Source organism: Paenibacillus campinasensis (genome assembly GCF_002272015.1).
Lineage (GTDB): Bacteria > Bacillota > Bacilli > Paenibacillales > Paenibacillaceae > Paenibacillus_AQ > Paenibacillus_AQ campinasensis.
In genome coordinates this window covers 55732-82412 of record NZ_NPBY01000015.1, presented here as the reverse complement: position 1 = coordinate 82412, position 26681 = coordinate 55732, and the positions used below count along the sequence as shown (strand labels likewise).

At 53.9% G+C, this 26681-nt stretch carries 29 protein-coding genes; 11 read left to right on the top strand and 18 right to left on the bottom strand.

Going from position 1 to position 26681, the window contains the following annotated elements:
- Positions 1-186 precede the first annotated feature (186 nt).
- Positions 187-597: a YhjD family protein gene (locus CHH67_RS05710; protein WP_095264040.1), complete on the top strand. Its 411-nt coding sequence runs from the start codon at positions 187-189 to the stop codon at positions 595-597.
- 229 nt (positions 598-826) lie between these two features.
- Here CHH67_RS05710 and CHH67_RS05705 read toward each other — a convergent pair whose 3' ends face one another.
- From CHH67_RS05705 to CHH67_RS05690, 4 genes are all read right to left on the bottom strand, one after another.
- The gene (locus CHH67_RS05705; protein ID WP_095264038.1) at positions 827-1156 is read right to left on the bottom strand and encodes a carboxymuconolactone decarboxylase family protein; all 330 of its coding nucleotides are present in this window, start codon (positions 1154-1156) and stop codon (positions 827-829) included.
- A gap of 140 nt (positions 1157-1296) precedes the next feature.
- A complete protein-coding gene (locus CHH67_RS05700) occupies positions 1297-1518 on the bottom strand; it encodes a hypothetical protein (RefSeq protein WP_095264049.1) in 222 nt (73 codons plus the stop codon).
- A 99-nt stretch (positions 1519-1617) separates the two neighbouring features.
- Positions 1618-1947, bottom strand: a complete 330-nt coding sequence (locus CHH67_RS05695; protein ID WP_095264036.1) for a hypothetical protein — start codon at positions 1945-1947, stop codon at positions 1618-1620.
- A 108-nt stretch (positions 1948-2055) separates the two neighbouring features.
- Complete coding sequence (locus CHH67_RS05690; protein ID WP_095264034.1) at positions 2056-2628, bottom strand: xanthine phosphoribosyltransferase; 573 nt, start codon at positions 2626-2628, stop codon at positions 2056-2058.
- Between the two features lie 271 nt (positions 2629-2899).
- On the opposite strand from CHH67_RS05690, the gene CHH67_RS05685 reads away from it, so the two are divergent.
- The gene (locus tag CHH67_RS05685) at positions 2900-3943 is read left to right on the top strand and encodes a YkvI family membrane protein (RefSeq protein ID WP_095264033.1); all 1044 of its coding nucleotides are present in this window, start codon (positions 2900-2902) and stop codon (positions 3941-3943) included.
- 43 nt (positions 3944-3986) lie between these two features.
- Here the strand turns inward: CHH67_RS05685 and CHH67_RS05680 are convergent, their stop codons facing one another.
- A complete protein-coding gene (locus CHH67_RS05680) occupies positions 3987-5114 on the bottom strand; it encodes a glycosyltransferase family 4 protein (RefSeq protein ID WP_095264031.1) in 1128 nt (375 codons plus the stop codon).
- A 107-nt stretch (positions 5115-5221) separates the two neighbouring features.
- Between CHH67_RS05680 and CHH67_RS05675 the strand changes: the two genes are divergently transcribed.
- Positions 5222-6394, top strand: coding sequence for a GGDEF domain-containing protein (locus CHH67_RS05675; protein WP_095264029.1), 1173 nt, complete (start codon positions 5222-5224; stop codon positions 6392-6394).
- Positions 6395-6475: 81 nt separating this feature from the next.
- The gene (locus CHH67_RS05670) at positions 6476-7855 is read left to right on the top strand and encodes an RsmB/NOP family class I SAM-dependent RNA methyltransferase (protein WP_095264028.1); all 1380 of its coding nucleotides are present in this window, start codon (positions 6476-6478) and stop codon (positions 7853-7855) included.
- Between the two features lie 151 nt (positions 7856-8006).
- On the opposite strand, the gene CHH67_RS05665 is transcribed toward CHH67_RS05670, so the two are convergent.
- From CHH67_RS05665 to CHH67_RS05655, 3 genes are all read right to left on the bottom strand, one after another.
- Positions 8007-8807: a Cof-type HAD-IIB family hydrolase gene (locus CHH67_RS05665; protein ID WP_095264026.1), complete on the bottom strand. Its 801-nt coding sequence runs from the start codon at positions 8805-8807 to the stop codon at positions 8007-8009.
- 121 nt (positions 8808-8928) lie between these two features.
- Positions 8929-9678 carry a pseudouridine synthase gene (locus CHH67_RS05660; RefSeq protein ID WP_095264024.1) on the bottom strand — a complete coding sequence of 250 codons (750 nt, stop codon included), beginning with the start codon at positions 9676-9678 and terminating at the stop codon, positions 8929-8931.
- Positions 9675-11276 carry an RsmB/NOP family class I SAM-dependent RNA methyltransferase gene (locus CHH67_RS05655; protein WP_095264023.1) on the bottom strand — a complete coding sequence of 534 codons (1602 nt, stop codon included), beginning with the start codon at positions 11274-11276 and terminating at the stop codon, positions 9675-9677. The genes CHH67_RS05660 and CHH67_RS05655 overlap by 4 nt, the downstream gene beginning before the upstream one ends.
- 162 nt (positions 11277-11438) lie before the next feature.
- Between CHH67_RS05655 and CHH67_RS05650 the strand changes: the two genes are divergently transcribed.
- Together CHH67_RS05650 and CHH67_RS05645 are read left to right on the top strand one after the other, a co-directional pair.
- Positions 11439-11966 carry a thioredoxin family protein gene (locus CHH67_RS05650; protein ID WP_095264021.1) on the top strand — a complete coding sequence of 176 codons (528 nt, stop codon included), beginning with the start codon at positions 11439-11441 and terminating at the stop codon, positions 11964-11966.
- Positions 11963-12418 (top strand): PCYCGC motif-containing (lipo)protein, encoded by a 456-nt coding sequence (locus CHH67_RS05645; protein ID WP_095264020.1) that lies wholly within the window; start codon positions 11963-11965, stop codon positions 12416-12418. Before CHH67_RS05650 ends, CHH67_RS05645 begins: the two co-directional genes overlap by 4 nt.
- A 153-nt stretch (positions 12419-12571) precedes the next feature.
- Here CHH67_RS05645 and CHH67_RS05640 read toward each other — a convergent pair whose 3' ends face one another.
- The 3 genes from CHH67_RS05640 to CHH67_RS05630 are packed head-to-tail and all read right to left on the bottom strand — an operon-like array spanning position 12572 to position 14947.
- Entirely contained in the window at positions 12572-13024 is a 453-nt protein-coding gene (locus tag CHH67_RS05640; protein ID WP_179292062.1) for a DUF309 domain-containing protein, read from the bottom strand.
- Positions 13014-13826: a GTP diphosphokinase gene (gene yjbM / locus CHH67_RS05635; protein WP_095264017.1), complete on the bottom strand. Its 813-nt coding sequence runs from the start codon at positions 13824-13826 to the stop codon at positions 13014-13016. The genes CHH67_RS05640 and yjbM overlap by 11 nt, the downstream gene beginning before the upstream one ends.
- Positions 13827-13852: 26 nt before the next feature.
- A complete protein-coding gene (locus CHH67_RS05630; protein WP_176475508.1) occupies positions 13853-14947 on the bottom strand; it encodes a quinone-dependent dihydroorotate dehydrogenase in 1095 nt (364 codons plus the stop codon).
- Between the two features lie 182 nt (positions 14948-15129).
- Between CHH67_RS05630 and CHH67_RS26115 the strand changes: the two genes are divergently transcribed.
- Positions 15130-15267 carry a hypothetical protein gene (locus CHH67_RS26115; RefSeq protein WP_176475501.1) on the top strand — a complete coding sequence of 46 codons (138 nt, stop codon included), beginning with the start codon at positions 15130-15132 and terminating at the stop codon, positions 15265-15267.
- Here the strand turns inward: CHH67_RS26115 and CHH67_RS05625 are convergent.
- The 3 genes from CHH67_RS05625 to CHH67_RS05615 form a co-directional block, all read right to left on the bottom strand.
- Positions 15264-16679 carry a L,D-transpeptidase gene (locus tag CHH67_RS05625; RefSeq protein WP_095264014.1) on the bottom strand — a complete coding sequence of 472 codons (1416 nt, stop codon included), beginning with the start codon at positions 16677-16679 and terminating at the stop codon, positions 15264-15266. The genes CHH67_RS26115 and CHH67_RS05625 overlap by 4 nt on opposite strands.
- 292 nt (positions 16680-16971) lie before the next feature.
- A complete protein-coding gene (locus tag CHH67_RS05620) occupies positions 16972-17211 on the bottom strand; it encodes a ferredoxin (RefSeq protein WP_095264012.1) in 240 nt (79 codons plus the stop codon).
- Between the two features lie 206 nt (positions 17212-17417).
- Positions 17418-18719, bottom strand: coding sequence for a DNA polymerase IV (locus CHH67_RS05615; RefSeq protein ID WP_095264011.1), 1302 nt, complete (start codon positions 18717-18719; stop codon positions 17418-17420).
- A gap of 188 nt (positions 18720-18907) precedes the next feature.
- On the opposite strand from CHH67_RS05615, the gene cimA reads away from it, so the two are divergent.
- Positions 18908-20524, top strand: a complete 1617-nt coding sequence (gene cimA / locus CHH67_RS05610) for a citramalate synthase (protein ID WP_095264009.1) — start codon at positions 18908-18910, stop codon at positions 20522-20524.
- Between the two features lie 133 nt (positions 20525-20657).
- Here the strand turns inward: cimA and CHH67_RS05605 are convergent, their stop codons facing one another.
- Positions 20658-21209, bottom strand: a complete 552-nt coding sequence (locus CHH67_RS05605) for a TlpA family protein disulfide reductase (RefSeq protein WP_095264008.1) — start codon at positions 21207-21209, stop codon at positions 20658-20660.
- A gap of 104 nt (positions 21210-21313) precedes the next feature.
- Between CHH67_RS05605 and CHH67_RS05600 the strand changes: the two genes are divergently transcribed.
- A complete protein-coding gene (locus tag CHH67_RS05600) occupies positions 21314-21862 on the top strand; it encodes a M67 family metallopeptidase (RefSeq protein WP_095264007.1) in 549 nt (182 codons plus the stop codon).
- Here the strand turns inward: CHH67_RS05600 and CHH67_RS05595 are convergent.
- The 3 genes from CHH67_RS05595 to CHH67_RS05585 are packed head-to-tail and all read right to left on the bottom strand — an operon-like array spanning position 21844 to position 25122.
- The gene (locus CHH67_RS05595; RefSeq protein ID WP_095264006.1) at positions 21844-22584 is read right to left on the bottom strand and encodes a 3'-5' exonuclease; all 741 of its coding nucleotides are present in this window, start codon (positions 22582-22584) and stop codon (positions 21844-21846) included. The two genes, CHH67_RS05600 and CHH67_RS05595, sit on opposite strands and share 19 nt — an antisense overlap.
- Positions 22581-23669 carry a DUF294 nucleotidyltransferase-like domain-containing protein gene (locus CHH67_RS05590; protein WP_095264004.1) on the bottom strand — a complete coding sequence of 363 codons (1089 nt, stop codon included), beginning with the start codon at positions 23667-23669 and terminating at the stop codon, positions 22581-22583. The genes CHH67_RS05595 and CHH67_RS05590 overlap by 4 nt, the downstream gene beginning before the upstream one ends.
- Positions 23670-23727: 58 nt before the next feature.
- Positions 23728-25122 carry an ammonium transporter gene (locus CHH67_RS05585; protein ID WP_095264002.1) on the bottom strand — a complete coding sequence of 465 codons (1395 nt, stop codon included), beginning with the start codon at positions 25120-25122 and terminating at the stop codon, positions 23728-23730.
- A 332-nt stretch (positions 25123-25454) separates the two neighbouring features.
- On the opposite strand from CHH67_RS05585, the gene CHH67_RS05580 reads away from it, so the two are divergent.
- Both CHH67_RS05580 and CHH67_RS05575 read left to right on the top strand, forming a co-directional pair.
- Positions 25455-25910: a MerR family transcriptional regulator gene (locus CHH67_RS05580; protein ID WP_230875621.1), complete on the top strand. Its 456-nt coding sequence runs from the start codon at positions 25455-25457 to the stop codon at positions 25908-25910.
- Positions 25911-25951: 41 nt separating this feature from the next.
- Complete coding sequence (locus CHH67_RS05575; RefSeq protein ID WP_095264000.1) at positions 25952-26632, top strand: zinc metallopeptidase; 681 nt, start codon at positions 25952-25954, stop codon at positions 26630-26632.
- Positions 26633-26681: the final 49 nt, after the last annotated feature.

The window sequence follows — 26681 nt, the reverse complement described above, 5'->3', positions numbered from 1 at the left end:
ATATGTTGTCCATCGCAATGGTATCTTCAGTAGTTACTTATCGCGGCGACAAGATATATAATATCACGGCTTAATAATCGAGTCAACACTTTTTTTAAAACTTGATTATTTTCGATACTTTCGGTTAAAATAAGAACATAAGTTCTCATTAAATAAACATTTTCTATATAAAGGGTGGTGGACATAATGGCCATACCGGCTGTTACCTCGGAAGAACGCGCGCTGATCAAAAGCTATCTGCTGCTGACCTTCATTCACAAAGTATTTGAGCGGGACTGCCGGGTTATTCAGGAAAGCGGCGTATTCAAGACCCCGCAGCTCTATGTGGAAGTTGTCGGCAACGGCGCCAAGCAGGCGGCGATCCTGCTTCGCGAAGTGAAGCAGGAATTCAGCAGGCGCACCATCAAGGTGTATGACATCCGCAAGGGGAACGACGGTATTGAAGCCCGTTACGCGTGCCGAGGTTATGTCGGGTCCATAACAATCCTGTGGCCGTCCTTCCGCAAGGAGATGATGGAGCGGATGCGGGCTTACCTCGGGCTACATGCAAGCGATCCTGGTCCCGGTCAGCCGCACGCTGCTGCTGCCTCACACTGAATCAGGCCATCCTTGCCCCATACTCATGCTGAGCAGCGACAATGGCTACTTTATTATGGCAGTTCCTTCTATCGCTAAATTTATCGATAACTTTAACGATAACTTTAGCGATAACTTTAGCGATAACTTTCCGAGTCTCCCTTATCCCATCGAAAAAGCCGCTCTCCCCACCGGAAAGCGGCTAATTCTTTGCTATCATCTTGATCTTGGATGCAGCGCCTCGTGCTACCTAGTGTAGATTGGGCTGCACGCGCATAAGTCCCTGTGCCATGGCATGTCCAGCGCTCGCTGCTGATGCGACCGCTACTGCCTCCATGATCGCCTGCTCTGAAGCCCCCTTGGAGCGGGCCTCCTGCATATGGTACAACGTACACAGCTCATTGTTGGCAAACAGGCTGATGCCAAGCGCAATCAACTGCTTTGTCTTTTCGTCCAGCTCGCCTTCACGAAAGCAGACGCCTGTGAATTGATGATATGCCTCCGTCATTTCAGGCATGGACTGCTTCATATTGGTGATTTCGTTTTTATAAGCCGACACTTTATCCTGTGACAATTCCATCGCTTGTGTGCACCTCTCTCCTAATGGTCTGTTTCCCAGTATTCCAGTATAAGATATCCGTCCATTAGCTGATCTATTCGCACAGGGGCACCGGATTCACAGTTGTACTGGGTCAGTTCTCAGACTCTCGGAAAGGTCGCTTAATTGTCCTCCAGGCGACTTTGGCGCGGCTCGCTGTACAGCTGGTAGCTGTAATTCCGGTCTAATTTCACAACGCGCCGGTTTCTGCGGCGAATAATCACATGGGTCGGGTCCCAGGCCACAACGATGCCAATCACATCGTTGCTCTCCAGTTCATCACGCACCACGCGAACCCGCTCACCTGACAGCCGAAGCTCGTCCAAACGTTCATCACTGATCATACTCATATCTTCAGCCTCCCTCACTCGTATTTCGTTTTGGTCTTAAAAAAAGACCTAAATGAGGTCATTTAGGTCTTTCGGGTATTCGGTTTCGAGCCTTTAGCGCTGGGCCGGCTCAATGCTGTCATTCTTCTCGTACCAGAAATCCAGAACCGTTGAAGACATGACACGTTTCTCTATATACTCCACCTGCTGAGGAGTGAACTGTTCTCTCCAATCGAAGGAAAGCTCCTCACACAGACCGGCAATCGTCAGCAATTCCGACCAGGCAACATAACGCTTATACCAGAAAAACTGAGGATGTTCAATCATATAGGGATAAAGATCATCGAACTCCGTATGCTTACAATCCAGAGCGCGTTCGAAATGAATTTTCGCTTCATTCAGCTTCTCAATCAGGAACGGCTCGGTTACAGGTTGTTTCCCCATGGTGCTGCCTCCTCTCTATTGCCTACTCCTTTATTATACGGCAAAATGGCCCTAGCGAAAAGTCGTTGCTTGAATTTTTAGGCTGGAATAACGCAACATGTCATGATTTTATTTACCAAAATGAACCTGTCCATTCTCCAAAGACGTGATGTCGACCAGCGATTCGACCCGAACATCCTGCTCTCTGAGCGTACGCGCTCCGGCCTGAAAACTCTTCTCGATCACCACACCGAGCCCGACCAGCCTCGCTCCGGCTCGATGTATGATCTTGATCAGCCCCCGGGCAGCATCGCCGTTGGCAATGATATCATCGATGAACAGCACCCGGTCATTCTCAGTAATAAACTGGCGAGATACCATAATGTCCGTTACGATCCCTTTCGTAAAAGACGGCACGCGTTCGCTTAATGCATCAGGATCGGCCAACAGCGTTTTTTTACGCCGGGCAAATACCATTGGCACGCCGAGATGATGTGCGGTTGCAAAGGCAACCGAGATGCCGGATGACTCCAGCGTCACGACCTTGGTCACTTCTTGCTCCTTGAATCTTTCGGCAAATTCACGGCCCATCTCCATGATCAGTGCCGGGTCCACCTGATGCGTCAACAGCGCATCCAGCTTCAGCACCTGATCCGAGAGCACAACACCCTCACGCATAATTCGTTCCTTTAACCACTCCATACGTTGACCTCCCACCCAATCCTTTGACGTAAAAGTAACATAAATCATCGGTGCCCGGCAAGTATAAACGACGTTCCTTCTCTCCTCTTCTAACCTGGCAGGGAACATTATCTTACATTAACATCTTTATACCACCCAGCGGACCCAGTGTATATGACATATCACTCACACTGAAATAGGGACAGGTCGGAGTCATGTCCCAGCCCAGACAGGCATACCTTGTACTATAGGAACAGATGAGAGAAGCAGATACGGGGGAGGCTGGGGACGCTTGCGAAACCATTTTCGGGTATTTCAAATCGCATTTACATACATCGGAACGATCGTGGGTGCCGGCTTTGCTACCGGACGCGAAATCATGGAGTTTTTTACCCAATACGGGTATTGGGCTACCATCACGATCGTGCTCGCTACAGGGCTGTTCATTTGGCTCGGAACTAAAATCATGATTATATCCAGGCGCATTCAGGCCAAATCATTCGAAGACTTGAACAAACATCTCTTCGGCGAACGATCGGGCGGATGGATCAGCCTGTTCATGTTTGTTATTTTGCTGGGCGTCAACAGCATTATGCTGGCCGGAGCCGGCTCGGTATTTATGGAGCATCTGAACCTTAGCTACCAGACGGGGCTATTCGTGACCATGATCGGCACCTATTTTATTCTGCGCAAAGGCATTCGCTCCATCATGACGATGAACAGCTTTGTCGTTCCCATGATGCTCACGCTGTCGCTTGTCATTATATCGCAAACGATTCATTCCCCGGGCTCCTCCCGGTTCCTGACACTGACATCCGACCATCCCTTGTCCTATGCCTGGATAGCCCCGCTGCTCTACACCGCCTTCAACCTGGTGATGGCCATGCCGGTCCTCGTTCCGCTTGGCAGTCAAACCGACAGTCACCGCGCGGTAAAATGGGGAGGAATTATCGGCGGCACAGGCGTCGGATTCATGCTGATGGCAGCCCATTTCGCGATGTCAGCCCAAATGCCCGGCATATCTCAGTATGAAATTCCGATGGGCAGCATCGCCAACCAGCTTGGCCTGGTGGTGCAAATCATCTATCTGATGCTGATCTTCCTGGAAATTTTCAGCACCTTTGTAGCCAATATTTATGGCATTACCCTGTTGGTCCAGCAACGGACCACGCTGTCGCCACGCATCATCACACTTGGCATCATGCTCTTCTGCTATATATTCAGCCAGTTTGGCTTCAGTTCGCTGTTGTCGCTGCTGTACCCAATGTTCGGAGCGCTCTGTCTATTATGGGTGCTGCGGCTCACCTTGTTCGGCAAGCCTGCACTTCGGGAATAAAGCGAAAGCTCGCTGCTGCTCCCTTCTGACACAACGGTTCTTTTCACCGAGGGCGAAACTGCAAATACATTTTCTTCAGCTCATTGACGGAACGAGACAGGGAATATTGATTCTTCGCCTTGTCCCAGGCGGTCCGCGCAAGCTCGTAGCGATACAGCGGATCGCCGATCACCTTCTCCAAAGCGTCTGCCAGTGCCATCGGGTCCTCCGGCGGCACCAGCAGGCCGTTAACCCCATCCTCAATCTGCTCCGCTATACCGCCAACATTCGTTCCCACCAGCGCCAGACAGCTCAGCGCAGCCTCTGCGAACACCGATCCGAACGCCTCGGCTCTGGACGGCAGTACAAAAATATCGAAGAACGGCATAAACTCCTCCGGATGAAGGGTATATCCGTAAAAAATCGTCTCCTGGTATATACCAAGCTCCTTCGCCATTTCCTCCAGCTCCTGCCGGGAAGGACCGTCCCCGATAATATGCAGGACATAATCATGACCCCGCTCCTTCAGCTCGGCGCATGCTTTAAGCAGAACGTCCAGCCCTTTGGCTGGGACGAGCCGGCACACCGTAATCAGCTGAGGCACGACATTTTCATGAGGGACAGGCTTGAATCTTTTCTCATCAAAGCCGTTCGGAATCACGCCGATGTCTTCAGGGCGTTCTACGTAAGGCGTCATATAATGTTTGAATGAGTTCGATACGGTCATCAGCCGATCGCTGATAAACTCCAGCTCTTTATATAAGGAAACGAGAAAGCGGTGCTCAAGCCCGTTCTCCTTGATTCTTCCGTTCAGAATAAGCTCTCTTTCGTAACTGGAGTGCACGGTCTGAATCAGGGGCGTATCCGGGAAGACCGCCTTCATGGCCATGCCTGGAATCGGATGATGGCTATGGATAAGATCATATGGCTTTTGGATTCGAAGACGGGTCCACCACAGGTAATCGCGGTAAGTCTGAATATACTTGGCGACGACAGGGCTGGATTCGAACTCTCTCCAATCAAAGGTATGGAATATCGGCTCCTCCTGGCCCTTGTTGCGGATCCGTTTCGGAAGCCAGAACAGCTCCATTTCCCAGCGAGGGGAATGAAACCGTTCCTGAAGATAAGGAATCATGGAAGAGACGCCGCCAGGCTGTTCCGGAGGAAAAAATAAGGCTTGAAGTAGTTTCATGGGGAATCCCCCTTTCTCTAATCTCTTTTCAGATACTTTTTCGTTATGATATATTAGAACATATGTTTCATGCAAAGGAAACCTATCCCTATCAGGAGTGAGTCCATTTGTCTTATCAAGCGGCCTCTTGGCCCTCTTTGTTGCCGTTGATCGCGGCCGTCTGCAGCTTGTGTATCGCCTTGATGATGTTGATGATGTGTCTGTTTATGTACACCAAGCAGCGCAAGAAGGCCTATATCTATATGGCGGCAGCGTTCTTCTTTATTATGACATACGAAGGACTGAACATCCATTCGGCTTTGGGGACAGCGCCTGCACTCGGGGCGACTTCCGCAACCCCGCATGCCCTCCAGCTATTCTCCTTCGCTCTGTTAAACACCGCGGTCCTGCTATTATATCGGAGAATGAAGAAGCGCCATTTCTGGATGCCGCTTCTGTTCACACTGGCGATTCTGGCTCTGCTGATTCTGCCTGCCGTACTTCCTTTTCCGGTGGATCCGCTATGGCAGAAGGTCAGCTTCGATCTGATGCACGGGGCCGTCATTGTGCTGTGCCTGCTCCGAATCCCTAAAAAAATCGGACAGCCGGTCAAATACACGATCGGACTTCTCACCTATGCGGTTTGGGCAGCAATGAAAACAGCATCCGGCTACGGTCTGACGATGCCGCCGGCACTGAACAACACGGTGCCATTTCTGCCGGTTATCTTTTATGCTATTGTGTTTTTTGTCCTGTTCCGGCGCATTGTCGAGCTGATGCAGTCGATTTACCGTTCCTCGATCACCGATGGCCTGACCGGGCTGTATAATCGCAAGCATTTCACGAAGCATCTGGAGCAGTATGTGGAGCAGCAGCTGAAGATCGCGGTTATCTTCTGCGACATCGACAATTTCAAGAAGCTGAACGACACGCAAGGTCATGCCAAGGCGGACGAAGTGCTGCAGCAAGTCGCTGCGATCATGCAGGAGGAGCTGGATGGAATCGGCCTAACTGGACGCTATGGCGGTGAAGAGCTGGTGGCCCTCGTCGTTGACCGCAAGGTCAAGCCTGCCCAGGTAGCCGAGAGCATTCGCGCCAGAGTCGCAAGCGAGACGATCGTCACCATCAGCGTTGGCTTCAGTGTACTGCGCCAGGGCGTGCAGGGCGACGAGCTGATGAAGCAAGCCGATCAGGCGATGTATCGCTCCAAAACGACTGGCAAAAATAAAGTCACCGATTACCGCTCCATGAAGGAGGCATCCCCTAAATCCAGGGAAGCGGCTGCCGGAAGTCCAGCTTAGCTTAACGCGACCTTGTAGTGACCGTCTAAGCTGACATCACAGATTACGCACCATTTTTCTTACATAAAAGGAGCTGTACCGATGGGAGAGGAAAAACTGCCAGCGGCGTTTGTTTCCGGGATGAAGGAACTTGCGGGTGAAACGCTGGATGAATTTCTGGATAGTTACAACGCACCGCGCACCCACGGCCTTCGGCTGAACCGGCTGAAGTCGGATGGAGCCGATCAAGCCGTTCGCGCCCTGATTTCCATGTTTGAGCTGACCCCGGTTCCATGGTGTGCGGATGGTTATTATTATGAGGAGACCATGCGGCCAGGCCGTCATCCGTACCACGCTGCCGGACTATATTATATTCAGGAGCCCTCGGCCATGTCAGCCGTGGAAATGCTGAATCCGCAACCCGGCGAAACCGTTCTTGATCTCGCCGCGGCCCCCGGGGGAAAGACATCGCACATCGCCTCCAAAATGACAGGAAAGGGCCTGCTCGTGTCCAATGAAATTCACCCCGAACGGGCTCGGATTCTTGCAGAGAACGTAGAACGAATGGGAATTGATAATGCGGTTGTCACCTGCGCCGCTCCGGATGAGCTGGCCCGGAGATTCCCGGCCAGCTTCGACCGAATCATGCTGGATGCGCCCTGCTCGGGCGAAGGCATGTTCCGGAAAGATCCCGGCGCCATCGAGGAATGGTCGCCTGCGCTCGTAGAGCTGTGTGCAGCCCGCCAATGGGACATCATCCAGGAGGCTTACGTCATGCTGAAGCCTGGCGGTTCGCTTGCTTACTCCACCTGTACGTTCAACAAGGCCGAGAATGAAGAGATGGTGGAGCGAATGCTCGCTCAATATCCGGACCTGGAGCTGCTCAAGATGGAGCGATTCTGGCCGCATTTGCAGCGCGGGGAAGGACATTTCGTAGCCGTAGTAAGGAAGAGGGGTGGCGCTTCCGATGAGCTCGAAGGGGGCGTTCAAGATACGAGGCCTGCTGGCAGAGGCGGGAAGCGTGCCAAGCAAGCGCCTGAACAAGCGGCCTACCAGGCTTTTCTGGAATGGGCCAGAGAGGATCTTCCCGGATTCGTACCGACATCCGGCCGTCCGTTATTGTTCGGAGACGAGCTGTACTGGCTGCCGGAGAACGCGTCTTGGACCTGGACCGAGCGGCAGCTTCGGGGCCTCAAAATCCCCCGTGCCGGCCTTCATCTCGCGCATTTGAAGAAGAACCGGATTGAACCCGCTCACGCCCTCGCGATGGCTTCCCGTCCCGAGCAGGCCGCAAGAAGCTGGAATCTGTCCGCCGATTCGCCGGAAATCGCCGCGTTTCTGCGCGGCGAGACGCTGCCGGTCGACCCTGACTACCGCGGCTGGACGCTTGTGACGACAGACGGACTGCCTGTCGGCTGGGGCAAAGCCAGCAGCGGCCAGCTGAAGAACCATCTGCCTAAAGGGCTTCGCTCACTGCGCTAGCCGGACCATTATTACAAACACAAAAGGACCAAACGGAAGAGCAGCCTGTAGCGCTTCTATCGCAAACAGATCGATTACAAGCTAATCTGTCGCGAACTCGGCGCACGCCGCTTCCGTCAGGTCCTTTTTCTTCATATCCCGGCCCTTACATTCAAGACAAGCAGTACTTCACCAGCGCTTCATGCACGCCATCCTCATTGTTGGAGGCCGTAATCGCGTCGGCTGCCGCCTTGACCTCCACCGGGGAATTGTCCATCGCTATGCCCATACCGGCATAGGTGAGCATCGTAATATCATTGTAGTAATTGCCAATCGCCAGCACCTCTTCCGGCTTGTAGCCCCGCTTCGCCGCCAGTTGTGCGAGCGCGTTGCCCTTGGAGGCCTCCTGATGCATCAGATCGATGAAATACTCGCCGCTGCGCAGCATATTGAACGGGAGCGTCCACTTGCTCCACGCTTCAAACACACGGTCCAGATCAGCCGATTCCCCGAAGGCCGTGAATTTCACAACCGGGTCCGCAAGCGCCTCCCAGGCTGGCAGATTGCTCGGCATCATCAGGAAGTTTTCATACATGTAGCGCACCGGACCGGCAAGCTCCTCCACATGATCCACATACATCTCAAAGGCCGTGTTAATGTCAAAATGAATCCCTTGCTCGCGGCAATACTCCATGAACGGTGTCAGTCCCCCACGGTCCATCTCGAATTGATGCACAATTGTACGAGTAGCCACCTCCACCGTAGCAGCGCCGTTATGGCTGATCACATAGCCCTCCAGCCCCATTCTCTCCATGAACGGAATGGAGTTCTGTGGACCACGGCCCGTGCACAGCACGATTTCAATTCCCTGCCTGGCCGCCTCCATCACCGTATTTTTGGTGCGCTCCGTCATTTCATGTTCATCGTTCAACAGTGTCCCGTCCACATCCAAAGCTACCAGTTTGTACGTCATTTCTCCACCCATCCTTTGACCATGATATATATATATTCAAACATGCAAGACGCCGCAAGCGAAGCGACCTGCAAGCTGAACCTTACCATACACGATTCGAGTTTGGCGGGCAAGGACCAGGTTACCTTCCGATCGCAGCCAGCTCTTCCGCCGTCAGCTCCCGGTAAGCGCCCAGCGGCAGTGATTCATCCAGCCGGAGATCGCCCATGCGCACCCGCTTCAGATAGACTACCTTCTTCCCTACCGCCTGGAACATCCGCTTCACCTGATGAAACTTCCCTTCCTGAATGATCAGCGAAATTCGTGAAATAAAGCTGCCCTCCGCCTGTTCCTCACAGGATTGAATCGTCAGCTCTGCCGGCATCGTGACGTAACCATCATCCAGGATGACGCCCCGGGCAAACTGAACAATATCCTGTTCATCGACCCGGCCTTCCACAATGGCTTCATATGTTTTCGGCACATGCTTCTTGGGAGACAGCAGCTCATGAGCAAGCTTGCCATCGTTGGTCAGCAGCAGCAGCCCCTCCGTATCCTTGTCCAGTCTACCTACCGGAAACGGTTCAAAAGCGCGGTACGGCGGGTCCAGAAGATCCAGCACCGTCCGTTCTCTCATATCCTCTGTCGCCGATATAACCCCCTGAGGCTTGTGCAGCATAATGTACACAAACTCCCGGTACAGCACAGGCTCCCCATCGAAAACAATCGTGTCCGAGGCGGGGTCCACATGTTTGCCCGGATCCTTGATGGTCTCTCCGTTCACTGTAATCCATCCGGCCTTGGCCAGCTTCTTCAGCTCCGCTCTCGTGCCAAACCCCATATTGCCAAGCAGCTTGTCCAGCCGCATCGTCGTTCTTCCCTTTGAACTCATACCGAGGTCCACCTCCAGCCGGCAGGGTACTCATTCTTCAACATTCCGGCCTGCCACTTGCCCCAGCCGGCCGAATATCCGTCTATACAGACTAACACATATCCCTTCGTTTCGATACCCGGATGACAGATGATCCTCTCCTCGTCCACGGTCAGCGTCTCTCCCTTCAAATACCGGACAGCCTCACCGTCCGCCGAGGACAGATTGACATGCCTGGCCGCTTCCTCCGCCTTCAAGGCAACGGCCAGCGGATGGCCGGGAACGAAACGGCCGGACTTCAGCTGACCGGCATACCAGCCGGGCCTTACTGTTTTGAGCTGGCTCAGACGCTCCTTCTCCGGCAGCGCAGAAATATAAATCTGACTGCCATATACCACGACATGCCCTTGCAGATCGACGCGCAGCTGTTCATGGATGAACTCCATAAACGGGCCCAAATCCCCCGCGAACGCCAGCGCGTCTTTGCCGCTGCCTCGGCTCCCGGACGCTTCCTTCCTGTTTCTGTCCTTGTGGCCGTGACGAGCCGCCTTCAGCTCTGCCTTGCTCTTCCGGGAGTTGTTGCCCTCCTGGCGGGAGGTTGCGGCCAGCGCAGCTTCGCCACCAGTCATCTGCCCATTCACATGCGGAAGAGACCACGGCTCCTCATCGCGATTAGCCTCGCCCTCTTTTGCTAGGACGGCAACAAAGTGCCCTTCCCCCCGAACCTTGTGAGGCCAGAGCCTGCCGGTTCCCGCAATCTGTTCACGAAGCGCCTCGCTCATCGCCAGACCATGGCGCTGCAGCCACGCCGTTTCTCCGGAGGCGAAGCCAAAGGAAGCGTCAATCGGAATTACGGAGAACTCTGAATGCTCCTCCAGAAACGCGGCGATCATGCCTTCATTCTCCTCCGGCGAGAAGGTGCAGGTTGAATAGACCATCGTTCCTCCCGGCGCCAGCATGTTCGCTGCGGACCGCAGAATGTCCCGCTGCATCTCTGCAAACACGAGCGGCGAGGACGCCTCCCAGTATTTCAGCATCGACTCGTCCTTACGAAACATGCCTTCCCCCGAGCAGGGGGCATCGACCAATATTTTATCAAAATAGGCAGGGAACGCCTCGGCAATCCGATCCGGCTGTTCATTCAGCACGATGGCGTTTCTTACTCCGCACATCTCCAGATTTTTCGCAAGCGCCTTGGTCCTGTCCGGGTTCAGGTCGTTGCTGATCAGCACGCCTTGCCCGCCCAGCTTGGCTGCAATTTGAGTCGACTTCCCTCCCGGCGCCGCACACAGATCCAGCACCCGGTCTCCCGGCTGAACATCCAGCAGCTCCACCGGCGACATGGCGCTTGGCTCCTGTATGTAGTACAGCCCTGCATGATAATATGGGTGCCGTCCCGGGCGGGCGCCGTCCTCGACATAGTAGCCGGTAGGGCACCACGGTACGGGTTCAAGTGCAAACGGTGAAATTTCCCGGAACTGTTCATTGGATATTTTGAGGGTGTTCACCCGAATCCCGGCATGCGGGCTCTCGTGATAGGAATTCATAAAATCGTCAAAGTTGCTTCCTAATAGTGATTTCATCTTCGCCTGGAACGGCGAAGGCAGATGTAAAGCCATATTCGTACCTGCCTGTTCTGTATAGTTTGATGTTGTATTGGTAATTTGAAGATTCGATGAGGACTTTCGAATGTTCCGCTGTGACTTTTTATATTGTATAATATAGCCTGTTACAAAGGACAAGTTCCTAACTTTTATTATTGATGATAAGGGGGTGGGTCAATGAGCCGCGGCAAGAAAAAAAGCTACACCGGTTTATATGTGTTCGGCGGCATTTTCCTCATCTTGATCGGCGCGCTTATCTTCCTGAATACCCAAGGGGAGAAAAGCGAGCTGTACGGCGGGAAAAAGGTGTCCGAACTGAATCCGGCGACTCGGGAAATTCTGGATGACCCGAACTACCAGCAGATTATTCTGCCTGATCAACTGGAGCAGAAGGTGCAGGACCAAGAAAGCTTCTTCGTGTATTTCTTTGCGTCCGACTGTCCGCACTGCCGCGTGACAACACCGGAGCTGATGCCTCTGGCAGACGAGTCCGGAGTGACCCTTCACCAGTATAACCTCCGCGAATTCCAGAAGGGCTGGAGATCCTACAATATCGAATTCACACCAACTCTCGTCTATTTCGAGAACGGTGTAGAGAAAGAACGCATCGTGGGCGGCCTGGCTTCCCCAGGAGCGGAAAACGGATTCGATGTCGACGATTTCAGAGCATTCTTTGACAAGTATAAGGAGGGGAGCACATCATGAACCGTGCCCGCGCTGTCCTGCTGACGCTGGCCATCACCGGCATGCTGCTGGCTGCCTGCGGCGGTAAGCCGTCCGCCCTGGAGCATCATCACGGCGCCGAGTCCGAACGGTACGAGACGACGGCCAGCCTTACGGAAATGCCGACATTTTTGTCGAGCTATACAGACAATACGCAAGCAACCTATGCTGCAGTCGGCGAGCTTGAAGCTATTCTGAAGGAGATTAAATGCTACTGCGGCTGTATGGACGAGCAGCACGGCTATCATGATTCCCTCTATCGCTGCTTTATCGCGGAGACCGCGGACGGCGAAGTGACCTGGACCGACCACGGCGCCCAGTGCGGCATCTGCCTCACGGAGCTTCAGGACGCCAAACGCCTGAACGAGGAAGGCAAATCCCTCGACGAAATCAAACAGTTTATCGACGACAAATACAAAGGCGCTGAATCCTGATCCGCTCTAATCCGCTGATCGGCTGAGCATCGCCTCGACTACCGTCATCATCTTTATAAGCTGTATACGGCAGGTTCCATGAACAGAAGCAAGAAGCAAGGGCTGCCCACCCCGTAGATTCTATGATCTACCTGCGTGGAGCAGCCCTTCTTTCTATTTCGTCTCGTTGTTCTTGCCCCGGGTTGGCTTGCGCCGCTGCGGAATATTCGGCTTTATCTCTGCTCCAGCCTGTTCAACTGCACGCCGCAGCTTCGGGTCCCAGATCTCAATCGTCAGATCGGCATAAGGAAACGGATGGGCTTCATAATTAGCCAGCCTTCCGGCGTAATCTTGGACCTGCCCAACAAGCTTGCCGAGCCGGATCCCTAGCTCATCCTCAGCATAAGGCTTAAGCCTTTCAGCTGCGCTGGACAGCATCTTGTATCCGCCGCGAATGTTGCCGTTGCGAAAGTGATACAGCCCGACAGCGACCTGCAGCAGCCCTTTATACCTCGGATCCCGGTCCTTCTTCAGCCACAATTCCTCCAGCACCTCATGGCATTCGAAATAATCCTGGTCGCGGTTGAAATATACGAGGAAAGCTACATATAACGGCTCATAGTTCATAATCGGAAACTTTCTTCTTGGCTTCGGCCAGCATCTGCTTCACTTCATCCAGCATATCCTTGATCGCATCCATATCATGCGCCTGCCACAACACATTAAAGCGCTCCTGGAAGGAAATGGCCTCGTTCACCAGATGGAAAAAATAGAGCTGATGGATCGCATGCAGCACCTGTGCCGTAATGTTGGAATTGTCCTCAAACTGCTTTTGCGCCTCCAAAATCTCCTCGCGGATGCTCGACATCTCATTATCCAGCGTATTGGCGGCTTCCCCGGCCTTTTTCAGCCGCATCTTGATCTCTTCGGGGAGGCTCTCCCTGTATTTATAGCTGAGCGAATGCTCAATCGTCGCCCAGAAATTCATTGCCAATGTACGGATTTGAATCTCCGCCAGCACCTTCTTCTGTCCAAGCGCGGTCTGTACCGGATATTCGATAATCATATGGAAGCTGCGATAGCCGCTTTCCTTAAAATTCGTAATATAATCCTTCTCGTACAGCACCGTCAAATCCTTGCGGGCGCGAATATATTCCGCAACCCGCCGGATGTCCTCCACGAACTGGCACATGATGCGAATGCCGGCAATATCCTCAATGCCGGTCTCCAGCTGATCCATCGGCACTTGCAATCGTTTTGCCTTGTCCAGGATGCTGGAGATTCGCTTTACCCGTCCGGTTACGAATTCAATGGGCGCATATTCTTCCCGCTTTTTGAGCTCCGCGCGCATCGTCTTGAATTTAACCTTCAATTCTTCAACAGTCTGCTCATAAGGAAGCAAAAATGTCCCCCAGTCTCTAACGTCCATTGCTCCTGCCTCCTGTCCATTACCCCTTAACGATGGTCAGCCCCGACCGCCTCGGATATGTGGCTGTAGCCATCGCGGCGCAGCAGCTCCCTCAGGCCAGAGTGGAGCTTGCGATTCACCTCGGGTCCTTCGTATATCAATGACGTATAAATTTCAACCAGACTGGCTCCCGCCCGGATTTTGCGGTAGGCGTCCTCGGCAGTGAAGATGCCGCCAGAGCCGATAATCGGCAGCGAGCCGCCGGTCTGCTTATAAATTCGGGCTACGATGTCAGTGGAACGGTCGCGCAGCGGCTTGCCGCTGAGTCCGCCCGTCTCCTTCGCATGCCCATGCGTTAACCCCTCGCGCGACAGCGTCGTATTGGTCGCTATAATGCCGGATACGCCGCTTGCGCTGATCGTATTCACCATAAATTCCAATTCTTCATCGCTCACATCCGGAGCGATCTTCACCAGCACGGCCTTCGACTGCCCGTGCTTCTCGGCCTGCCGCTCCATCTCCGCCATCACGGCCTGCAGCAGGGAAGCCAGCTCGCTGCCATGCTGCAAGCTGCGCAGGTCCGGCGTATTCGGTGAGCTGATGTTCACCACGAAGAAATCGCCATATGGATACAGGGTGCGAATACAGGCCTCATAATCGGCGTTCGCTTCCTCGTTTGGCGTCGTTTTGTTCTTGCCGATGTTCACGGCAATCGGAATCGGGCGCCGCTTGAATGCCGACAGCCTGCGTGCCATCGCCTCTGCGCCTTCGTTGTTAAAGCCCATCCGGTTGATGAGCGCCTCATCCGGCGGCAGGCGAAACAGCCTTGGCTGCTCGTTCCCCGGCTGCCCCTTCGGCGTCACGGTCCCCACTTCCATAAAGCCAAAGCCGATGGACGAGAAGCCCTTGACCGCCTGCGCGTTTTTATCCAGACCGGCAGCCAGTCCGACCGGGGTCGGAAAATGCATGCCGAACAGATCTACAGCCAGATCCGGGGTTTCCTTGACGCCGTACATGCTGCGCAGGACGGTTTCTCCGCCCGGCAGTCCGGCGGTGCGGCCAAGCCCTCCAATTACAAGATGATGGGCTTTCTCCGGATCCATTTTGAAAAAGATAGGTTTGCCTATTTGGCGATATAACACATCATTACTTCCTCTCATCCAGTTAATTTCTCTACCCTTCAGTTTATCCTTTTCCATCAAAAAAAGAAAGTTATAACGTTCCATTCGGCCCCGCAAGAGAGAATCGTGATCATAGCAATTTCGGGACAAACCTTATAAAATGTAAGGGGTATCATAAATCCTTAAGAAAGAGGGGAAGCATCTTGGCATCCAAACGAAAACCGCCAGTATTACAGCAGAAAAAAGAAGAGGTCAACAAGAAAGCCCTGTGGTGGATCGGCTCAAGCATCGCTCTTCTTATTCTTCTGATCATCATTCTCATTATTCTGGCCCAGCCTTAATCCAGCCAGTGGTACTCCTCGCTTGGGTTCTGCTGCCCCTTGGCCAGCTTGAGCTTGAAGCGCTCTTTCGGGACAAGCCGCTCGCCCGGGAGTCCCCCATCCTGTATCTTCACCGGCGTGCCCATCGGCACCAGATCAAACAGCTCCTCGACATCGGCGATGCTCATGCGAATGCAGCCTTCCGACTCGTTCGCGCCAATGCTGTCCAGGTCATAGGTGCCGTGAATCGCATAATCGGTATCTGACAGCTGCATCCCCCGTGTGCCGTAGGGGCCTTTGGTCGTTCCGTTGGGATTGACCACCTTCACATCGATTTGAAACTGGCCGAGCGGCGTTTTGGCACCGCCCAGGCCAACCTCGTAATTCCGGATGAGGATCGAGCCGCTTACGACCGCCAGCCGGTGATGCTTGCGGTCGATAATGACTTCAAGCGGCTCGGTGAAGTACGGAAGCCCGTCCGGGGAAGTGCCCCACTGCCCAAGCGGCGCTTCGCCGCCGTCCTCTTCCGGACGCCCTGCAAGGCCGGCCAGATGCTCCATCAGCGGATCGAACATCGCTTCCATCGCAGGGGATCTGCCGGCCAGCCAATTGTCCGGGAACGGCTGCGTCAGCTCGTCCAGGCTGTGCGGCAGCCGGCCATGCCGCGCCCGAAATTGGCTTGCGGCCTCGCTCAGCACAGCCGTCTCCAGCTGCAGGTCCGCCCACTTCGCGGCTGCCTGCTTCAGGGACGAGCTGTCGGCCGGCTCGCATACGCATTCCGCCGCCGCTCCTTCATACGGCTCGATGGCGATCGCCCCGGACGAAGCCCGGTGCACGCCATACAGCCGCGGCATATCCCGGCTCCAGCGCAGCCAGTCCCCGGAGCGCTCCATGCCGAGCGCGACCGACCACGGCGGCAGCTGGTCCGGGCTGGACAGCAGCGCCGGCAGCGGACCCGTGCTTTCGGGACCGCCGCCGGCGCCCGCCGCCTGCGCCTTCGCAGCTACGGCGGTAAACAGCGGCCCCCGCCGCGAAGGGGACGCCGCTTCGCGGTCTGCACCCGGATCGGCCAGCTCAAGGCTGTTGATCGAGGCGAGAATTTCCTCGGGCGAGCTCGGGACGCCGGGCGCCTTGACCGCAGGGATGAAGGCCAGGAGAAGCAGCATGAGCGCCAGCAGCATGCGTCTCATTCTGCGGCGGCGTTTCTCTCTCTCCTTCTCCATCTGCAGCAGTCTAGCCTCGTAATTTTTCCATATATCAGAAGGCACCTTGCTTAGCTCAAAAGCCTCATATACTTCCTCAGCCCGGTTGTAACAGTAGTTGGCTTTGCCCTGCTCCCCGGCCTGCTCGTATTCTTTCCCCAGCAAGTACCATGCCATCTTGTTATCCGGATGCATTTCCACATATCGTTTGAGGTACAGCGAGTTCTTCACATCCAGAACCTCCACTTCTCATTCATCTATACCTGTATATCGGCAGCTTGCCGCATAATATGTATGAACCCGCATATCCTCCATAATAAACACCCCTCTCAAGTTGTGAGAAGCGTTTACGGACAGCCCGTTACTCATAACCTTTTCCCTTTCGTGACTTGCAGGTCGAGCCGATGAGATGACATTCAACATAATAAAAAAACGTCCCCGCTAGCAGGAGACGTCTTATATGAGTGCCGGTGGTATAAACTTGATGCCTTGATCGAAAGCCGAATGCCGTAATAGCCGTCGCTTATTCTTCGTTAAACGGCTCGTCAGCTACGCGAATGGAGTCGGTTGGACATCCGTCGCACGCATCCTGCATATCGTCGTACATATCCTCAGGAATCTCTGTGATTCCGCGGTTGTTGTCGCCGTTATAAATGACCTCTGCAAGGCCTTCATCATCGTAATCGTAAATATCGGGTGCCGTTGCGCCGCAAGCGCCGCAAGCGATGCAGGTGTCTTTATCTACCCAAGTGTACTTCGCCATATCTCTCGTCCTCCTGTATATCTATAGCATCACATCATCCTGTCCAGATGATTGTGAGTCCCATCACTTCTACATATATTAATACAATTTTTCTGTGAATACAAATGAAATTCTGTTGAATATATTGATTTTAGCATTTGGCAAATCCCGATTTCAGCCGCCTGCAGCTACCATATATGGACGCGGCTGATTCCCGAAGCGGCATGCTAACTCCCGTCATCATCGTCCAGCTTTCGCTCTCTGGCAAAATCCATCTGCAGGGACGTTCCCCTCCGCTTGTGATTGCGAATCAGCGCCGAGGGATCATCGCTAAGCATGCCGGCGGTCAGCACGGCGCTTTCCCCGAATTTGTTGCGCAGCTCGTCCATCACCTTGGTCAGCGACTCCTTGCGCGGCTGCTTCTCATATTCGAACAAGTCGAGCTGGATCGCCGACGCCTCCTTCGGCGTCAGCTGCTGCAGCGTGACGCCAAGCAGGCGCAGCGGCTTCTCTTCCCGCCAATGATGCTCGTACAATAGACAGGCTTCCCTGTAGATGTCCTCCATATTCTCGGTCGGAGTTGGCAGCTGCTTGGAACGGGTAATCGTCTTCATATCGGGCGTGCGCAGCGTAATCTGGACGCCTGATGCCATCAGCCCCTGTCGGCGAAGCCGCCGTGCCACCTGATCGCTCAGGTTGAGGAACACACGCTTCGCATCTTCAAGCCTTGTAATATCATGCGGCAGCGTCGTTGTATGCCCGATGGACTTGCTCTGCTCGCGCTCCGCGACAACCGGCGCATGATCGATGCCGTTAGCCGCCCTCTTCATCCAGGAGCCGGTCACGCCGAAGGTGTGGGTCAGCAAGCTCTCGTCGGCTGCAGCCAGCTGACCGATTGTGTAAATATTCAGCTTCTTCAGCTTCTCGGCGGTTTTGGCCCCGATGCCAAACAGCTCGATGCACGGCTTATGCCACAGCAGCTTCGGCACATCGCGGATGCGCAGCACAGACAGACCGCGCGGCTTCTTCATATCGGACGCCATCTTCGCCAGCAGCTTGTTCGGAGCGATGCCAATCGAGCACGGCAGGGACAGTTCTTCTCCGATGCGCTCCTGGATTTCCCGAGCGATATCAAGCGGGGTTCCGAACTGCTTCGAGCCGGTAATGTCCAGGTAGCACTCGTCAATCGACGTCGCTTCCAGCAGCGGGCTATAGGAATAAGCAATATTCATAAACGCTTGGGAATATTTGCGATACAGATGGAAATCCGGCGCAATGATGATCAGGTCCGGATACAGACGAAGCGCCTGCCTTACGTTCATCCCGGTGCGGATTCCCTTGGCCCGGGCAGCGTAGGAGCATGTGACGATCACGCCTTTGCGAAGCTCGGTGCTCCCCGCGACCGCAGTCGGCTTGCCAAGATACTTCTCCGGCTCCTCCGCTTCATGCACGGAACAATAAAAGGCATTCATGTCTACATGAAGAATGACGCGGCCATTCGCCGGATAATGTTCATCAATATGTCCCATGAAACAAACCCTCTTTAATCATGATATCGTTACGGCTGATTTCAGCATACCCCCGCCTCTGGCAAGGGTCAAGAAAACAAAGCGCTTTAAAAGTTTCACATACTCTGTTACTTTCCCGCAAAGAAATGCTATAATACATCATTATATCACTACCGTGGTCCATCCCGGATATCCAAAAGGAGGACATTATGTCTAAGTCCATATCCATCTTTGATACGACACTTCGCGACGGTACACAGGGCGAAGGAATCAGCTTGTCAGCGGACGATAAAGTCAAAATTGCCTTGAAGCTGAATGCGCTTGGAGTTCATTATATTGAAGGCGGTATTCCGGGAAGCAACAGCAAGGACATCGAATTTTTCAAAAGAGTGAAGGAGCTTGGCCTGACCTCGAAGGTGACTGCGTTCGGAAGCACCCGGCGCAAGGGCTCAGTGGCCGATCAGGATGCCAATCTGCAGCGGATTGTGGAGTCCGGCGTCAGCGCAGCGACACTGGTCGGGAAGTCATGGGATTTCCATGTGCATACGGCGCTTCAAACCACGCTCGAAGAGAACCTGGCCATGATCTATGATTCCATCGCTTTCCTGAAACAAAAAGGACTTGAGGTCATCTTCGATGCCGAGCATTTCTTCGACGGCTTCAAGAACAATCCGGATTACGCCGCACAGGTCATGACCAAAGCGTACGAAGCCGGGGCGGACTGGCTCGTCATGTGCGACACGAACGGGGGCAGCATGCCGAACGAAATTTCGGACATCGTCACCTCCTTGACGTCGATTTTGCCGGATGCCAATCTTGGCATCCACACCCACAATGATTGCGAGCTGGCTGTGGCCAACACATTAAGCGCCGTCCAGGCCGGTGTACGTCAGGTGCAGGGCACGATGAACGGCTACGGCGAACGCTGCGGCAACGCGAATCTGTGCTCCATCATCCCGAACCTGCAGCTCAAGCTCGGTTATGACTGCATCGGGGAGAACAACCTTCGCAATCTGACCAGCACGGCCCGCTATGTCAGCGAGATCGCCAATGTGAACATGCCGGTCAATCAGCCTTATGTCGGCAATGCGGCATTCGCCCATAAAGGCGGCATTCACGTATCGGCCATCTTGCGCGATTCGAGAACGTACGAGCATATCGAGCCGGAGAAGGTCGGCAACAAGCAGCGCGTGCTCGTATCGGAGCTTGCCGGACAGAGCAACATCGTATCCAAGGCGCATGACATGGGGATTGAATTTGATCCAAGCAGCGAGAAAGCCAAGGAAATTATCGGCAAGATCAAGGAGCTTGAGCATCAAGGCTACCAATTCGAAGGCGCCGATGCATCCTTGGAGCTGCTGCTGCGTGAAGCGGACGGCCAACTGCAGGAGCTGTTCACCTTCGAATCGTTCAAGATGCTGGTGGAGAAAGTGGCCGGTCAACCGGTTGTCTCTGAAGCTTTTGTCAAAATCAAAGTGGCTGGGGAGAGCATCTACACCGCCGCGGAAGGAAACGGTCCGGTCAATGCGCTGGACAACGCGCTGCGCAAAGCGCTCGTACAGTATTTCCCAACGCTCAAGGAAATGCATCTGGCGGATTACAAAGTGCGCGTGCTGGATGACAAAGATGCTACCGCCGCGAAGGTTCGGGTGCTGATCGAATCGAAGAACATCGAGAGTTCCTGGAACACCGTCGGCGTATCCAGCAACGTCCTTGAAGCGAGCTGGGAAGCGCTGGTGGACAGTATGCGCTACGCCCTGCTCGGACAGATCACGCCAGAGCATGTATCGGAAACGCAAATTCCGCAAGGGCTTGTGAACCACTAAGATTGATCCGGACATGAATGAGTGCGATGAGTCATGCATAACCGTAAAAAAAAGCAGGTCCTCCAACATCCAGAGGAGCCTGCTTTTTTCTCCATGCGAAAGGCACGTAAAGTGATAAAAGTACAACGAGCGATTAACGAATAAGTCTGGCTACCTTCTTCTCCAGGTCCTGCGGCCGCGGAGCTCCGAGAATGATCTCCTGAATGACGCCGTTTTTGTCAATCAGCACATTGGTCGGGAATACCTTGCCTTTGTACAGCTGCTCGTACACCTCACCATCCGGGTCGAACAGAATCGGATAGGTCAATCCGTAGTCTTCCACAAAAGCGCGTGCGTTCTTTTCATTATCATACTTGGTCACATTGACCCCATAAACGTCCAAATCCTGCTCATACTTCGCCGCCAGCTTCATCAGCTCCGGCGCTTCTTCCTTGCAGGGATCGCACCAGGAAGCCCAGAAGTTCACGATGATCGCTTTGTCTCGCTGCCCGCCGGCACTGTAGGTCGCATCATCCATGCCTTTCAGCGTGAACGACGGTGCCAGCAGCCCGTCCCTGGCTCCCACTTCGGTAGGAAGAGGTGCTTCCTCCATGAAGACGGCCTTGATTTCCGGCCCGGCCTGATTATATATGACCGCCCCTGCAGCCAGCAGGAGCACCGCCAGAATGATCAGATTACGTTTCATAGGTAGAGTATCCTTTGCGTTAGGTTATTAGGTTATCACTTGTCACATCCTATCCTATATTGTACCCTGAAAGCCATCATTTTTAAAACAAGATCATTTCGAAAATGGAGGAGACTATGAGCAACCCGTCCGGCAGCATCCATAGAATTGAATTCCCGTGCTCCGTTCTGAAGCGGATCGAAGATCATGTGAGGACCTGCTATCCTGAGGAAGCCTGCGGCGTGCTGCTCGGGTACGACGCGAACGGCGGCCTCATCACCGTCACCGAATTTCTCCCCATAAAAAATACAGCGGATCAACCGCTGCATGCATTTACTCTCCATCCCGCCGAGTGGACATCCGTCGTCCTGACGAGACCGGATCTGGTCGGATTGTTTCACAGCCATCCGCATACTCCGCCCGAGCCATCCGCCAAGGACTTGGCCGAGCTAGAGGCATTCGGGAGCCTGCTCCGGATTTACGCCATCGGGACCCCCTTCCGAGTCTCCGACGGCTTCCGGCTCAAGCTTGCAACCTACGAAGTGACGATGCCTGATCATTCAGGCAGCATCGGCCATCTGAATGACAACGCCGGGCCAGCGGCCCCTTCCCCTGCGCATTGCAGGGCGCAGCGATATCATCTCCAGCCTGTGCCTTATGCTTCGCTTAAATAAACATACATATCTCCCAGCGTTTCCGCATAGCCGCGGTGCTGAATCTCTCTAATATAATTCGCCCACAGCCGGGCGGTCATGCTGGCATCGGAGAGGGCGTGATGACGCCCTTCCACTGGGATGCCCTTGTGCCGCAGCAGCTCATCCAGGCTGAAATCCCTCAGCTCCGGATACAGCCGCTGGGCAAGCATCATCGTATCCAGCAATCGGTGGGTCAATCGTACCTTGGATGTTTTCCACAGAGCCGCATTCAAGAAGCCGCGGTCATGCGCTGCCGCATGCGCGACAAGAACCCTGCCCCCGACAAAAGCCATGAAATCATGCAGCCCCTCCATCAAAGGCGGCGCATCATCCACCATCTTCTGTGAAATCCCGGTCAATTCCGTGATGACCGGAGGCACCCTCACGCCGCTGTTGACTATCATATGGAACGTTTCCGATTCAAGCACGTGGTTGCCGACGACCTTGATTGCACCGAAGGACAGTATTTCGTCCCCGTGCTGATGGTTGAACCCCGTCGTTTCAAGATCGAACACGATAACCTCAAGCTCATCCAGCGGCGTTCCCAGCTCCTCCGGCCTGCGGTTATCTTTCATTTGGGAACGGATGAAGGCCATCTGCTGTGCCGTCTGGGCTCCGCGCATCGACGACAGAGCCGAGTTGATGCCGCCGGAGCGAAGCGAGCGCCAGAAGCCCCCTCCAGAGCGTACCGGATCGGTCATAGGTGCCTCCTTTCCGCTCTTTCCGCTAAGCGGTGCTCACGCTGAAGTGAGCGGTGTATGCGGCGGACAACCCCGAGGGTGTCGCGAAGCTCGTACTGCACATTTTTAAGTTTCAACTGCTCCGGCGGCAAGTATCCGCTGCTGACAACCAGACCGTCCTCCTCGGCATGAGGCGTATCGTTCCGATACCGCAAAGCCGTGACGAAAGCACGCTGCACACTCTCAAGGAGCAGGTTCCCGCCTTCGAGCAGAATGACCTTCTCCATCCTTTTCAAGGTCGAGGTCTCGACGATTCCACGCTGCAAAGCCATCGTCCGGATGCTGTTCACCAGCGGAATGTACATGCCGTACTTGACATCAAACTCACCCGCGTGTTCGCCAAAGCGCTCGGTGACGATTCGGCCCATCACGTTCAGGGTTGCCTTATGCTTGACGGTGTTGCGAAGAATGGCATTGGCGATGTCCGGCCGCTGCTCAACGATGGCCCTGTACGCCTCCATCCACGCCTCTGTCAGCCCTGGATCCCCAGCGATAAACCGCAGATCGGAGGCGATGATGAAATTGCGCACCGGCTCCCATTCCAGCTGATCCGTCCATTGCCTCAGCTGCTCCGTCCATTCCGCAAGCCGCTTGCTCCATAACGGCTCCGAGCACATCACCTTTCCCGAGCACTTGGGATAGCCCACAAGCTCCAATATGCCGGCCAGCCGCCGGCCAAACTCCCGGAAGAACGGCAGCTCATCCTCCTTCAACTCATCGCCCAGAATCATACCGTTATCCTGATCACTCCACAGCGTCGCTTCCTGACGGCCACCGCTGCCAAATGCAACAAAAGCATAACGTGCAGGAGGCCGGCCAAAGCCAGCCTCCCACATGTCGTGCTCACAGATCGCTGCAGCGCGCTGTCCGATGAGATCATGCATCAGATTGACCGATGCAACCCATGCTTTAAGCTCCATGGAACTGCGCATATCCAGCAGCTTATTTTGACAGATGATCCGCATTTCACGCAATTGCCGGGCCGTTGCTGCTGTCTGCAATTCCGAAAGTTCCGGAAACAGCTGGACGGAATTGTGTCGTTTCATGCCACGGCCTCCTTTATCTAAGAACTATGTCCCAATTACGCATTTATCCGCATGCGGATCAAGCTTTAGCTGATTTGCCTTCCGACTCTGTCAGCAGTTTCATTTGCTCCGGATAACCATACGTGCCATGCTCGCTGATATCCAGACCCATCAATTCCTCTTCCTCCGTTACACGGATGCCCATCGTAATCTTCATCAGATACAGGATAATGAACGAAATCACGAGTACGAATGCAAACGCACCAACCAGACCCAGAATCTGTACGCCGAGCTGACCAAAGCCACCGCCGTAGAACAGACCTGCCTTGCCGACTTCTGTAATCTCGACCAGGCGAGGAGAAGCGAACAACCCTGTGGATACCGCGCCCCACATACCGGCTACACCGTGTACAGAGAAAGCGTAGATCGGATCGTCAATACCTTTGCGGTCGAACCATTGAGCCGTAAAGAAGGTGATAATCCCGGCTACCGCACCAATCACGATCGCAGCCCAAGGCTCAACGAAAGCACAAGCGCCTGTGATGGCAACGAAGGCGGCCAGAATACCGTTCAGCATGCTAGGAATATCCGCCTTGCCAAGAACCGCCCAGGACACCAGCAGCGCTGCAACCGCACCTGCGGCAGCCGCAATGTTCGTATTCATCGCCACGAAGCCGAAGAACCCGTCCATCAATGCGGACAACGTGCTGCCCGGGTTAAATCCGAACCAGCCAATCCAGATAATGAATACACCGAGAATCGAGAAGACTTGGTTGTGACCAGGAATGCTGTTAGGCTTGCCGTCTTTGTTGTACTTGCCAAGACGCGGCTTGAGCAGAATGGTAGCCACCAGAGCCGCTGTCGCACCGGTAAGGTGAACAACCGTCGAGCCGGCAAAATCCTGCATGCCCATCGCGTGGAGCCAGCCTCCGCCCCATACCCAGTGAGCGACAACCGGATAAATAATAATCGTGAAGAGCAATCCGAAGACGATATATACGCTCAGCTTCGCACGCTCAGCCATACCGCCACTGGCAATCGCCAGCGATACTGCCGCAAAGGACAGGTGGAACAGGAACATAATCGTCAGCGGCACATCACCCGCTACGGAATCGAACGAGCCGACCATGCTGTCACCGCTCAGGAAGAAGCCCTCGGTTCCGAAGAAGCTGTTACCATTACCAAATCCGAGACCAAATCCGAATGTCCAGAATGCAAGGATGGCAATCCCGAATGTCAGGAACGTTTTGCCTGCCACGTGACCGGCATTTTTCATGCGGACCGAACCTGCCTCCAGCAATGCAAAGCCTGCTTGCATGAAAAACACCAGCAATGCCGCCAAGAAGACGAACAATGCGTTCAAACCGCCTGTCAGTTCCAGAGTTGAAGCCCCCGCATCCGACGCGAAAGCACTGGCCGGGAACGCTACTAAAGCTAGCGATCCGATCATTAAGCTTAGCCATTTTTTCTTCATGGTTTACACTCCCCTTTGTGTTAACTTACTTAACATCTCCTTGATTTCATATTGTCATTATAGGGGCGACATTTCAAAATGGCAACGATTTTTTTTGAAAAAAAGTCCGAAAAGCGTCTTTTATGTAATGAAATATAACATTAAGCGTTTACAGTGCAAATCAAGTTCATAAAAAGTACATATCGTACAACTTCTCATTGACCGTGATTCCAGCTATATTAAAGGTAGAAGCATGACGTTTGACTGTATGGTTCCGAATCATGTATCTTTAATGATAGGGAAACTGCAGTTTCATTCATGACAATTACTCAAGGCCTGTGAGGTGAGAAGAAATGGGGACTATGAGTGCAAGCACCAATCTTTTTCGGATTGGCGAACTTGCGAAGGCTGCCGGAATCAGTGAAAGAACCATCGATTATTATACGAAGCTCGGTCTGATTGCACCGGAGAAGCGAACCATGAAGAACTACCGGCTGTATAGCACTGAAACGTTAGATACGCTCAAACGTATTAATCAATTGAAGCAGGAGAAATATACATTAGATGAGATCAAGGAGAGGCTAGAGCAGTGGCGATCACTCGGCGGAGATCAGGATATGACCGACAAGCTCACTCAACTTGAAATTCATCTAAAGCAGCTCGAACGCGAAGTGAAGGAGCTAAGCCCGATCCTGCGTGAAATGAAGCCTAGTCAGAAGCGTCAGGCACTGGCCAGCATTCTTCCCAAAGGGGCTGCTTGCATCCAATCTTTGCAGATCCTGATCAATCAGTTCACGTCCATGTCATGAAATGCCAGTCTCACAATATACTGAATATGGGGGTATGATAAATGTACTTTGACGGCATGTTCGTTTTGATTATTATCGCTTTTATCTTCTCGATGTGGGCTCAATTCCGCGTCAAGGGCACCTTTAAGAAATGGGCTGAAGTCGGAACAAGCACCGGGATGACAGGCTACGACGCCGCCAGACGTTTGCTGGACGCCAACGGCCTGCATGATGTTCCTGTCGAGCCGGTTCCAGGCACGTTGTCTGACCACTATGATCCGATCAACCGGGTTGTCCGCCTGTCTGAACCGGTATACTACGAGCGCTCCATCTCCGCCGTAGCGGTTGCCTGTCACGAGGTTGGCCATGCCATCCAGCACCAGGAACATTACCCGATGCTGGTTGCCCGCCACAAAATGTTCCCGGTCGTGAACATTGCCTCTGGTATTGCACCGTTCCTGCTCATTGCTGGCTTCCTGTTTGGCGCCATGAATCTCATCGGCCTCGGGATCATCTTCTTCTCCGCTGCCGTGGCTTTCCAGCTCGTGACACTGCCGGTCGAATTTAACGCCAGCAACCGTGCTCGCCAGTTGATGATCCAAGAAGGATACATCGCCAATGACGAAGAGCGCGGCGTAGCGAAAGTGCTGAACGCAGCTGCCCTGACGTATGTGGCTGCAGCGCTGATCTCCTTGCTTGAGCTGATTCGTTACATTATGATCTTCACCAGCAATCGCGAATAAGGATCTAACTGCAACAATGATTCCGGTCATTGCATATACGAAAGAGGGA